Annotated in this window: 14 protein-coding genes; 10 read left to right on the top strand and 4 right to left on the bottom strand. The window is 27.0% G+C overall.

What is annotated here, in order from left to right:
- Positions 1–262: 262 nt before the first annotated feature.
- A complete protein-coding gene (locus E6771_RS15055) occupies positions 263–1309 on the top strand; it encodes a DNA cytosine methyltransferase (RefSeq protein ID WP_316092158.1) in 1047 nt (348 codons plus the stop codon).
- A gap of 87 nt (positions 1310–1396) precedes the next feature.
- Here the strand turns inward: E6771_RS15055 and E6771_RS15050 are convergent, their stop codons facing one another.
- Complete coding sequence (locus E6771_RS15050) at positions 1397–1810, bottom strand: hypothetical protein (protein ID WP_316092157.1); 414 nt, start codon at positions 1808–1810, stop codon at positions 1397–1399.
- Between the two features lie 321 nt (positions 1811–2131).
- Between E6771_RS15050 and E6771_RS15045 the strand changes: the two genes are divergently transcribed.
- Positions 2132–2707 (top strand): hypothetical protein, encoded by a 576-nt coding sequence (locus E6771_RS15045; RefSeq protein WP_316092156.1) that lies wholly within the window; start codon positions 2132–2134, stop codon positions 2705–2707.
- A 296-nt stretch (positions 2708–3003) separates the two neighbouring features.
- Here E6771_RS15045 and E6771_RS15040 read toward each other — a convergent pair whose 3' ends face one another.
- Positions 3004–3618 (bottom strand): Crp/Fnr family transcriptional regulator, encoded by a 615-nt coding sequence (locus tag E6771_RS15040; RefSeq protein WP_316092155.1) that lies wholly within the window; start codon positions 3616–3618, stop codon positions 3004–3006.
- A gap of 101 nt (positions 3619–3719) precedes the next feature.
- On the opposite strand from E6771_RS15040, the gene E6771_RS15035 reads away from it, so the two are divergent.
- The gene (locus tag E6771_RS15035) at positions 3720–4646 is read left to right on the top strand and encodes a hypothetical protein (RefSeq protein WP_316092154.1); all 927 of its coding nucleotides are present in this window, start codon (positions 3720–3722) and stop codon (positions 4644–4646) included.
- A gap of 319 nt (positions 4647–4965) precedes the next feature.
- On the opposite strand, the gene E6771_RS15030 is transcribed toward E6771_RS15035, so the two are convergent.
- Entirely contained in the window at positions 4966–5166 is a 201-nt protein-coding gene (locus E6771_RS15030) for a hypothetical protein (protein WP_316092153.1), read from the bottom strand.
- A 598-nt stretch (positions 5167–5764) separates the two neighbouring features.
- On the opposite strand from E6771_RS15030, the gene rd reads away from it, so the two are divergent.
- From rd to E6771_RS15015, 3 genes are all read left to right on the top strand, one after another.
- A complete protein-coding gene (gene rd / locus E6771_RS15025; RefSeq protein ID WP_316092152.1) occupies positions 5765–5923 on the top strand; it encodes a rubredoxin in 159 nt (52 codons plus the stop codon).
- A gap of 178 nt (positions 5924–6101) precedes the next feature.
- On the top strand, positions 6102–7106 hold the full coding sequence (locus tag E6771_RS15020) for a hypothetical protein (RefSeq protein WP_316092151.1): 1005 nt from the start codon (positions 6102–6104) through the stop codon (positions 7104–7106).
- 89 nt (positions 7107–7195) lie between these two features.
- A complete protein-coding gene (locus tag E6771_RS15015) occupies positions 7196–7846 on the top strand; it encodes a CDGSH iron-sulfur domain-containing protein (protein WP_316092150.1) in 651 nt (216 codons plus the stop codon).
- A gap of 50 nt (positions 7847–7896) precedes the next feature.
- Here E6771_RS15015 and E6771_RS15010 read toward each other — a convergent pair whose 3' ends face one another.
- Positions 7897–8349 carry a GNAT family N-acetyltransferase gene (locus E6771_RS15010; RefSeq protein ID WP_316092149.1) on the bottom strand — a complete coding sequence of 151 codons (453 nt, stop codon included), beginning with the start codon at positions 8347–8349 and terminating at the stop codon, positions 7897–7899.
- A 128-nt stretch (positions 8350–8477) separates the two neighbouring features.
- On the opposite strand from E6771_RS15010, the gene E6771_RS15005 reads away from it, so the two are divergent.
- From E6771_RS15005 to rplT, 4 genes are all read left to right on the top strand, one after another.
- Positions 8478–9182: a B3/4 domain-containing protein gene (locus E6771_RS15005; protein WP_316092148.1), complete on the top strand. Its 705-nt coding sequence runs from the start codon at positions 8478–8480 to the stop codon at positions 9180–9182.
- Between the two features lie 231 nt (positions 9183–9413).
- Complete coding sequence (gene infC, locus E6771_RS15000; protein WP_316092159.1) at positions 9414–9923, top strand: translation initiation factor IF-3; 510 nt, start codon at positions 9414–9416, stop codon at positions 9921–9923.
- Positions 9924–9965: 42 nt separating this feature from the next.
- Positions 9966–10172 (top strand): 50S ribosomal protein L35, encoded by a 207-nt coding sequence (gene rpmI / locus E6771_RS14995; protein ID WP_005949770.1) that lies wholly within the window; start codon positions 9966–9968, stop codon positions 10170–10172.
- A 45-nt stretch (positions 10173–10217) separates the two neighbouring features.
- Complete coding sequence (gene rplT, locus E6771_RS14990) at positions 10218–10568, top strand: 50S ribosomal protein L20 (RefSeq protein ID WP_005978774.1); 351 nt, start codon at positions 10218–10220, stop codon at positions 10566–10568.
- Positions 10569–10755 lie beyond the last annotated feature (187 nt).

Raw genomic sequence — 10755 nt, 5'->3', positions numbered from 1 at the left:
TATGTCTCCTTTGTATAATTAGGGTGGTAACTATATTATACAAAAAAGAGAGCTGAGTAAAACATTTTTTTTAAATGTTACTCAGCTTTTTTTATTTTAAAATTAAATAAATATTGACAAAACTATTTTAATAGAGTAAAAGAAAGTATAAAAAATGAAAATTCTATTTTTTTAAATGTTCTGAAATAGAATTTTTGTAAAAAAACGCTGCAAAGTAATGAAAAGTATGCTATAATAAAAATAAAAAGGTAGGGATGCCAAGATGATGTTTAGAAAAGGAGAACTGTTTTCGGGTCCAGGAGGGCTATCATATGCAGCTATTAACTCTAAAGTAAAAAATACGCTGGGAAAAGATTTTGGGATAAAACATGTATGGTCAAATGATTTTGATAAAGATTCATGCAATACTTTTAGATTTAACATATGTCCTGAGAATAAAGATAGTGTTATACATAAAAATGTAGAAGAGCTAGAAATTGAAAAACTTCCTCCTATTGATTGCTTTGTTTTTGGATTTCCTTGCAATGATTTTAGTGAAGTTGGAAAGAAAAAAGGAACTGATGGAAACTTCGGGAAATTATATAAATATGGAGTAAAAGTTTTAAATTATCATAACCCTAAATGGTTTTTGGCTGAAAATGTTCCTGGATTGAAAAGTTCTAAAAATGGAGAAGATTTGAAAAAAATATTAAATGAGCTATCAAATGCTGGAGATTTTGGATATGAACTAACTCCTCATGAATATAAATTTGAAGAATATGGTGTGCCACAAATTAGAAAAAGAATAATTATTGTAGGGATAAGAAAAGATTTAAATATAAAATTTAAGATTCCTAGACCCACTACTCCAAATAAATTTATGACAGCTAGTGAAGCTTTAAAAAATATTCCTGCAGATGTAAGCAATAATGAATTGCCAAAACACACTAAAGAAGTAATGGAAAGACTTTCTTATATCCCAGCAGGAGAAAATGCTTGGTATGATGGAATTCCAGAACATTTAAGAATAAAAACAAATACAAAATTAAGTCAAATATATAAGAGATTAGACCCAAATAAACCTTCTTATACAATAACAGCAAGTGGAGGTGGAGGAACTCATGTTTATCATTGGAAGGAAAATAGAGCTCTTACAAACAGAGAAAGGGCTAGAATACAAACTTTTCCTGATAACTTTGTTTTTATTGGTGAAAAAGAATCTGTAAGGAAGCAAATTGGGATGGCAGTTCCACCTCATGGTGCTCAAATAATATTTGAAGCCATTTTAAAGTGTTTTGCAGGGATAGAATATCCTTTTGTAGAAAAATAATAAACTTTCAAATAAAAAACCTTTTTAATAATATTTAAAAATATGAGTTCATAAGGAACTATATAAATATTTATTTTAAAGGTTTTTTTAAATTATTTCCAATTCCATGGTATCAAAGCTAGTAATAGAAATTTGAACTTTATCATCTTTTGTAGCTCCAATAAAATCAAACCATTCTTTAATTAGCTTCAAATTTTTATATCCATGAAGATTTTTAGCATATTCATAATTTTTACTTTTTTTTCCTGAATTTCCACTTGCTTTTAAAACTATATCCCTATTCTCACAAAATCCATCCAAAAATTTAGCGTGAAAAAGGTTTATTCCAAATTGATCCTCTCCTATGTGCCCTGAATTATATATTTCTAACTTAATAGCAACATTCATGGGAATTTGAATATATCCTTCTCCTTCTTCTCTTTTTCTACCAGGATCTCTAGGTATTCCCCAATCAAGATGAATATCTTTAATATCAACAGTAAAACTACCTATTTTTGCCATCTCTCCTCCTTGATTTAAGTTCCTTACAAACCTGTATATATCTTATTTGATTTTAAAAATTTTTTCAAGCTTTATTTAAATAGTTTTAAAAATAAAAAATTAAGTATTTAAGAAAATAAAAAAATATACTAAAAAAATCTCTTTTTTACTTGATTCTTATAAAAATTAAAGAACAATAAAGAAGTATAACATATATTTATAACTGAATTAAAATCTAAATAATGAATTTATATGATATAATATTTTAAACACTAAAATTTTTTTAGTGAAAATAGAATTAATAAAAAATTAAAAAATAGGAGTTATCATAGGAGTTATCAAATGAGACAAGAGATAATAGATCATTTAAAAAATGAGTATAAAAAGTTAAAATTAACAAGTAAAAAATTAAATTTAAAATATTCTTATTTATTTAATAATGTGGAAGTAAATATATATTTTGATAATTTTGATGAAGATTTACCAACTGTAACTTTAATTTTAAAATATAAAAAATTATATTATTTCCGTCCTTTTAACTTTAATGATAATAACTATTTAAGAAGGATTCCGTCTGAAATCCTAGAAAAATTATTAGTTGAAAATAGATTAGATGAATTTTATGATACTTTAGAAAAAAAACTAACAGGTGATTATAAAGTAGCTAATTATGAAAAAGATTATTTATATAAAAATACAGTAAAATTTCAAGAAAATAATTTTGAAATTAATCCATTTTTTCATCATTTGAGAAATGTTAGAATGACAGATGACCAAAAAGAATTATTAAATATATATTTAAATATTTCAATTGAAACATTAAATTATATTCAAAACAGAAGATTTACAGTTATTACAACAGAAAAAATAGAACAAAGATGTAGATTAAAAGATGAAATGGAAAGAGTTTTAATATAAAATTAGGGTAAAAAAGTCATAGTTGGGTGCGCCAGCAATTAACCCTAACTCATAATTAAAAATTATTTAACTTTCCTTTAAAAAAGTAATACAATTAAGTAGGAAAATAAAAAAAGTCTGTTTGTAAAAACGACAAGTTAAAAAGAGGTTGGTCTAAACCTCTTTTTTTCTATATTAAAGTCAATAATTTCAGCTAATCAAAAAGAGGAACTATAGTAGTATCCCCTTTTGTTTTTATATAATTTAATAAAAATTTTTCTAACTAAGTGACATGTGTCATTTAGTTAAGTTTTTACTTACCTTAAATATGTTTGTAACTTTTCTTTATCTAAAATATGAATTTGTCTATTTTTATAACATAGTATACCTTCTTTTGTACATGCTGCAATAGCACGATTGATACTTCGCACAGGGGATTTAGTTTCTTTTGCCACTTCTTCTTTTGTTAGAGATTTTATGTTGTTAAGTTGATAATGAGTAGCAATACAGCGTAAAAAACGTTCTTTAACCGTTAATTGTGATATCTCATCGATATACTCACTATTCAAAATCAATTTATGAACAATCTCTTTGATAATTAGTTTGGTTACTTCAAAATCCTTTTTCATCCAATCAAAAAAATCGTTTCTATGGAGTTTATCTACTATACATGGAGTCATAGCAGAAATTTCTACTGGCTTTCTTCCTGTATAGAACTGTTCTGCTTCACCAAAAAAACTACCTGGTTTATAAATATGAACAGTTGAAAACCCCCCTTGTGAATTTGGAATATAAGCTTCTGCCATACCATCAATCAAGAAATGGACATAATCATTTTCAGTTTCTGCATAAAGTATAATTTCACCTGGAGAAAATGTATTGTGTTGTAATTTTTTTTTCACATCATTGGGCATAAAATCAACTAACTTCATTTTATTTCTCCCCTTTGGGTCAACTGACCTTTACTTTAATTATAGTTGTAATTTATAATGAAATCAACTAAAAAATTAACTATATATTGAGGTGGTGTATAATGAGTGTAATCATAGATAGAATTTTGAACCAAATAGGTGACCATGAGATTATTGATAAGCTGCTATCACTGTCACAAGCAGATTTGAATTCGCTACTTTTGGAGATTTTTGAAAAACAAACTGAGAAATTTACTCCAGCAAATATGCTAAAGACATATCGGTTAAACCGATTTTCTGTACCTAGCAAGGTAAATCCTGCAAGGTTTCATGCTTTGGAAGCACGACTTTTATCAATAGCGCAGGAAATGAATATTCAAACAGTTTTACTGTCTCCCTCAGCACCTCTTGGTAGTTGCAGTGTCTTTGGTTGTGTTAACCAGTACAATGTAGTAAGTGCTTTACGTGGAACAGAAACACTTTCTGACCCATCCAACATGTTGGCAATCATAATTGCTGATAAATTAAGAAATAAAACAGTCACCAACACATCTCCCTTGCATTATTCAACGACAGCAAGGGTAATTCGAGCACAGCCAGTTGAGAGAAAGGGCTTTTTTTCTCACTTTGGAATATATTGTATGGTATCATCATGTAAGGATAATGGTTCTTATACTAGTGAAAAAAAGCTATTAGAAAAACACTTAACTTTTTATAAAGAAATACTCCAAACACAATTTGGAGCAAAGTTATCAATTATTTTACGGAAAAGGGGAGGTTACAAAGATATTGATGGTTTTTTTGGTAAAATGACTGAGACTATAGAAACTATATTCCCTGAAACTTCGCTCTCATTTGATTTTGAAAATGTGGATAATAAGTATTATCAGGGTATCAACTTTAAGATAATGCTAGAAACAAAAGACTGTCAAATTGAAATTGGTGATGGTGGATTTGTTGATTGGATTTCTCAGATACTTGGTAATAAAAAAGAAAGATGTTTAATTAGTGGTATTGGATTGGATAGGCTTCTATTATTTAATGAATGAAATAAGAATAAAAAATATTTATATAAATTGCTGTTGATTTAACTAAGTGACATGTGTGTCACTTAGTTAAATTTTTATTTAATAGTTTTTAAAATTTGGTTTAGCATTTTATATTCAGTATGAGCAAGTTCTTCAATGAGATTTTTATTAAATTCATCTTATATAAATTTGGATATTAGAGATTGATTAGGATTTTCTTTTATCTTTTTAATTTGGTGATCTGATAAATTTTCACTATACTTTTCTAAAACTCTTTGGGTTTTTCTATCTTCTAAAATTTTTTTACCAATGTTTTTACATTGAGATTTTTCCTCATCAGTCATTTCAGAATAGGAAGACAGATATCCAAGAAGAGTTTCAATATCTTCATTTTGAATATCAAGTATCCTAGCAAGAGAACCAATTCTAAATATTTTGAGATTATTTTTTTCTTTGTTTGTTCTTTTTTCACCAATTCTTTTATTTGGATATCCATTTTTTCAATATCCTTTTTTAACTCTTCCAATGATTTTCTTCCCATAAATTACCTCTAGTAAATAATATCACCTATAATTTTAGCTTATATGCTTGTTCATAGTCAAGAAAATAAAAAAGAGAGTTCTATGACAAACTCTCTTTTAAGACAATTTTTTATCTATATAGGTCATAATTTTTTATTTTTTCTTCAAAATAACTTGAAGCTTTCTTGAGTAATTTTTCTTTTTCCAATAAATCCTTCATTGTTTTTTTATAATATTCACACTCAATAAATGAACAGCGAGTATATACTGACGGCAATATCTCAAAAATAGAACATATTGCTTTTTTTCTTATTTCTTCTAAAGAAGAACCACCAGAAAAATTAGAAATTCTTGCCTTAGAGTAAAATGTTATCTTTGATTATTAAATAATAAAATTGTAATCTAAATGATTAAAACTTTCTTATTGAAGTAAAACTAGATTAAAAAGCAAAATACAAGCAGAAATCTTAAGTTGGAAAATATTTAACTATAAAAAGTAAAAAATAAAAAAGGAAAGTATATAGTTTCAGCAGTATAAGTATAATAGGTATGAAAATAAGTTATCATAATAAAGGTAATTTGTTTGTTTAAAATAAAAAATAACTAGGAGGAAATGGTATGAAAAAATATGAGTGTAAAGTATGTGGATATATTTATGATCCAGCAGAGGGAGATCCAGATAGTGGAGTAGCTCCAGGAACAGCATTTGAAGATATCCCTGATGATTGGGTATGCCCTTTATGTGGTGTAGGAAAAGACGATTTTGAAGCAATCTAATAAAAAATTATAAAGATAGAGGACAGGATATAACATCCTGTCTTTTTGTTTTTAAGAAGTAAAAAGAAATGAATAGCAACTTTAAATAAACATATTTAAAAATAAAAGCAACTTCTGATATATAGAAGAAAGAAAAAAATTGTGTTAGAATAATAAAAAAACAGCATAAGGGGGAAGAATGAAGTACAGAAGTAGTTTTTTTATAATGATATATAATTTTATGTGGACTATACTTGGATGTGCAGGAATAATGTTATTTTTAACATATATACTTTCAAGATTTATAGATATAAGATTTTCTCATTTATATTTAATAGGGGTAGTAGTATTAGTAATTTGTGCTATTTATTCTATAACAACGGGATATATTATTGTAGATATAGGAGAAAAGGAAGTTACTATAAGAAATTTGATATCAAAGAAAGGAAAATTAGAATTTGATAAATATTTTTTTTCATCAAGAATATGCACTCATTCTGTAAACTTTATACCAACTCAGGTGGAAAGGTTTTTAGTTGTATTTGATGGGAATTTAGAGAGCGAAATAAAACTATCAAATTTTTCAAAAAAATCATTTGATGAAATATTGGCTCTCTTAACTAAAAAAACAATTAATAAAGAAGAAATAAAAGAATCTTTAAAAAAAGAGATATTTAATATTCCAAAAGAAGATATATTGGAAGAACATATGAAGTTGCTGAAAAGATATATAATAATAGCAATAGGAGCTTCTATAGCATTAAGTGGAGGACTTTATTACTTAATTAAAAAAAATTCTGGTAGTGGCGAAATAATTTCATTTTTTGGAATGATGATTTTATTTAATATTTTAATGTTTGGAATACCTGGAATAGCCATATTTTATGAATATTTAAAGAAAGGGAACGAAACTCCTGAGAGAATACATGTTGATATAGACAGTATTAAAATTGACAATAAAGTTTATAACATGAAAGAAATAAAAAAAATAGTTGCCACTCCAGCTTCATATGAAGAGGGACTGATTGGAAAAAATTTTAGGAGAATAATTATATATACTAATGGAAATAAGAGAATAATACACTTAGGAGCAAGAACTGTTGCTGGAATAAATAAATTAGTGTATCCAGAATATGAAGAGCTTTGTGTAGTTATTGAAAAATCAGCTATTATGAATGATGTAGATTTTCTCTATGATTTATAAAATATTTTTTAAGAAAAAGGATATCTTTAAATACAGCAGAATAATTTTATGAAGCAGAACTTTATAAAATGTATTTAGGAGGAGTATTTATGGCAGAGAATAAAGATAAGAAGGGTATGATAGTTTTTACAAAATTTAGCCCTTATACAGTTGTGGATACTAAAATAGAAGATTACAAAGGGGAAGAATATGAAACACCAAGGACAGTCTCACTTTGCAGATGTGGTCATTCTAAAAATAAACCTTTTTGTGATGGAACTCATGCAAGAGGAGTTGAGTTTAACAATGAGAGAGAAGAGGAAAAAACTAGAGGAATAAAAGGCTATAATGGAGATAAAATAGTAGTTTATTTTGATAAATATATGTGTAAACATGCAGCTAAGTGTGTAAAGGGATATCCAGAAGTATTTAATCCAGATAGAATTCCTTGGATAGAGATGAGAAATGCAACAGACATAGAAAAATTAATAGAAGTAATAAGAAATTGTCCATCAGGAGCACTTTCTTATCAATTAGAAGGTGGGGAGAGGGAAACTGTTTATCATGATGTAGAGAAAATAATTATTGAAAAAAATGGCTCTATAAATATTATTGGTGGAGTCAAGGTAATAGATGACAATAATTCTGAAGAAATATTAGACAGTAAAGAACACTATTCATTATGCAGATGTGGTCATTCAAAACATAAACCTTTCTGTGATGGAACACATAAAGAGATAAAATTTAATGATGAAGAATAAAAAAATAAAGAGGATAATTTAGGTTATCCTCTTTTTGTACTATTAAAGATCTAATCTAAAATATAGAACATTATCCAGAGGGTTTTATAATAAGCTTTAATCTCTTGAAAACCGGATTTTTTATAAAGAGCAATGGCTTCATGTAAATTAGAAAGAGTATCCAATACCATATATTTATATTTTAATTCATGAGCATCTTCTATAATTTTATCTACTAATTTTTTTCCTATTTTTAAATATCTATATTCAGGTCTAACAAATAATCTTTTCATTTCACAGCCATCATTACCAAATTTTCTCAGAGCTATGCAGCCAGCAGCTTTATTATCATAATATGCAATATATAGTTTTCCATAAGGCAGAGCATATTTTCCTGGGAGATTATTTATTTCATCATCATATCCTTGAAAAGCAAGATTAACTCCAAGCATGACAGTGTATTCATTAAAAAGAAGTTTTATATTTTCTAAATCATCATAAGCAGTTTTGATATCTATTTTCATTTTTTCTCCTAATGTTTTTATGTTATTTTAACGCAAAATAATTTTAAAGTCTATAAGTTTTATTAAAAAATAGTTTTTTTAATTTTTTTATGATATAGTTTAATTATCATAGAAAACAGGAGGGAAAATTGAAAAGATTTATTATTGAAGATAGAGTATTTGAACTATTTCCCCATCTAGAAATAGGAGTATTATCTTTTAAAAATGTTGATAATAGTGGAAAGGGGAAAACATATATGCTGGAAACTGTCTGTAAGAGACTTTGTGAAAGATTAAGTTCTGATGATAATAAGACAGTTGAATATATAAAAGAATATAGTCTTGCTATGAAAAAATTTAAAACAAAGAAAGGAGCTAAAGCTTCAATAGATGCAATGGCTTCAAGAATTGGAAAAGGTCATATATTAGGTTCAATAAATCCTCTTGTAGATATATATAATGTAATATGTTTAAAAAATCTTATTACATGTGGTGGAGAGGACATGAATAAGATAGAAGGAGATATGGTATTGTGTTTTGCCAAAGGAGATGAGGAATTTATTCCTTTGGGAGAAGAGGAAAATAAGCCACCAAGAGAAGATGAACTAATATATAGAGATGATAAAGGAGCAATAGTAAGAGGTTGGCTTTGGAGAGAGGCAGACAGAACAAAAATAACAGAAAATACTAAAAATGCACTTCTTTATATGGAATTAATAGATGAAAATAGAAAAGATGAATTTAAAAAAATAGTTAAAGAATTAGAAGAACTTGTACTTCAAGAATTGGGGGGGCAATGTAAATCTACTATAATTGATAAAAATATTCCTGTATGTGAAATAGGATGGATATAAAAAAAGCTTGACTTTATTTATGTTTCTGATATAATTATAAAGGAACTAAATAAAAGTTGGATAAAGAAGAAACGCCTGTTTCTCACCTTTTGGGCTTCAAAGCTTACATTAGGTATAAAAAAGATTTAATAGAGTACGAGATTTTGATCCTCTATATTTCAAATTTAGGAGTAATAACAGGGCGTGGTATTGTCCTGTTTTTTTTATTGTATAACTAGATGGAGGTGTTGAATTATTTCTGAAAAAATTAGAATCAACGAAAAAATTAAAGGAAGAGAATTTAGAATTATCTCTTCAACAGGAGAACAATTAGGAGTTATGTCAGCTAATGAAGCTTTGGAGTTAGCAAGACAGGAAGATTTAGATCTAGTAGAGATTTCACCTACTGCGAAGCCACCAGTATGTAAAATAATGGACTTTGGAAAATACAGATATGAACAAACAAGAAAAGCTAAAGAAGCTAAAAAGAATCAAAAGCAGGTAGTAATAAAAGAAGTAAAAGTTACTGCTAGAATAGATACTCATGATTTAGAAACAAAAATGGGTCAAATTGAAAAATTTCTATCTAAAGAAAATAAAGTAAAAGTTACTTTAGTTTTATTTGGAAGGGAAAGAATGCATGCTACACTTGGAATAGATACTCTAAATGAAATAGCAGAAAAATTTGCTGAGATTGCAGATGCAGATAAAAAATATAACGAAAAGCAAAAACACATTATATTAACACCTAAAAAGAGTTAATAATTATATTAATATTTATATATTCGAGAGGAGGGTATTATTATGCCAAAAATGAAGACTCACAGAGGAGCAAAAAAGAGAATTAAAGTAACAGGGACTGGAAAATTTATTGTTAAACATTCTGGAAAAAGCCATATCTTAACTAAAAAAGATAGAAAAAGAAAAAACAGCCTAAAGAAAGATTTAGTAGTTACTGACACTTTAAAGAAACATATGCAAGGGTTATTACCATATGGAGTAGGAAGATAATAAATAATTCAAATTTTTGAGATTTATATTTAGGAGGAAAAAACAATGAGAGTTAAGACTGGAATAGTTAGAAGAAGAAAACATAAAAAAATATTACAAGCAGCAAAAGGATTTAGAGGAGCATCTGGTGACGTTATAAAACAAGCTAAACAAGCTACAATGAAAGCAGCAGCTTACTCAACAAGAGATAGAAAAGTTAACAAAAGAAGAATGAGATCACTTTGGATTATCAGAATAAACTCAGCAGCTAGAATCAATGGATTGACTTATTCAACTTTAATCAATGGATTAAAAAGAGCTGGAATTGTATTAGATAGAAAAGTTTTAGCAGATATTGCTTTAAATAATGCAGCAGAATTTACTAAATTAGCTGAAACAGCAAAAGCTGCTCTATAATTATATAGAAGAATTACAAGTGTGTAGGAGAGTGTTTTTAATACTCTCTTTTTTTATTTCTTAGGAAATTATAATTTGATAAATTTGCTGAAAAAATAAAAAATATTAATTATTTTGGATTCATATTAGATATATTAATCGAATAAGATTAAAATTGACAGCACAAAAAAGCTGATTGTTAGTCAGC

This window comes from Fusobacterium sp., from assembly GCF_032477075.1.
Lineage (GTDB): Bacteria > Fusobacteriota > Fusobacteriia > Fusobacteriales > Fusobacteriaceae > Fusobacterium_A.
This window is presented reverse-complemented; position numbering and strand designations above follow the sequence as displayed.

Coding starts and splice junctions, on each gene's coding strand:
- E6771_RS15030 (WP_316092153.1), bottom strand. CDS start 5,166: ATGGGAAGAAAATCATTGGAAGAGTTAAAAAAGGATATTGAAAAAATG.
- rplT (WP_005978774.1), top strand. CDS start 10,218: ATGAGAGTTAAGACTGGAATAGTTAGAAGAAGAAAACATAAAAAAATA.
- E6771_RS15015 (WP_316092150.1), top strand. CDS start 7,196: ATGGCAGAGAATAAAGATAAGAAGGGTATGATAGTTTTTACAAAATTT.
- E6771_RS15040 (WP_316092155.1), bottom strand. CDS start 3,618: ATGAAGTTAGTTGATTTTATGCCCAATGATGTGAAAAAAAAATTACAA.
- E6771_RS15035 (WP_316092154.1), top strand. CDS start 3,720: ATGAGTGTAATCATAGATAGAATTTTGAACCAAATAGGTGACCATGAG.
- rpmI (WP_005949770.1), top strand. CDS start 9,966: ATGCCAAAAATGAAGACTCACAGAGGAGCAAAAAAGAGAATTAAAGTA.
- E6771_RS15010 (WP_316092149.1), bottom strand. CDS start 8,349: ATGAAAATAGATATCAAAACTGCTTATGATGATTTAGAAAATATAAAA.
- E6771_RS15050 (WP_316092157.1), bottom strand. CDS start 1,810: ATGGCAAAAATAGGTAGTTTTACTGTTGATATTAAAGATATTCATCTT.
- E6771_RS15045 (WP_316092156.1), top strand. CDS start 2,132: ATGAGACAAGAGATAATAGATCATTTAAAAAATGAGTATAAAAAGTTA.
- E6771_RS15020 (WP_316092151.1), top strand. CDS start 6,102: ATGAAGTACAGAAGTAGTTTTTTTATAATGATATATAATTTTATGTGG.
- E6771_RS15055 (WP_316092158.1), top strand. CDS start 263: ATGATGTTTAGAAAAGGAGAACTGTTTTCGGGTCCAGGAGGGCTATCA.
- rd (WP_316092152.1), top strand. CDS start 5,765: ATGAAAAAATATGAGTGTAAAGTATGTGGATATATTTATGATCCAGCA.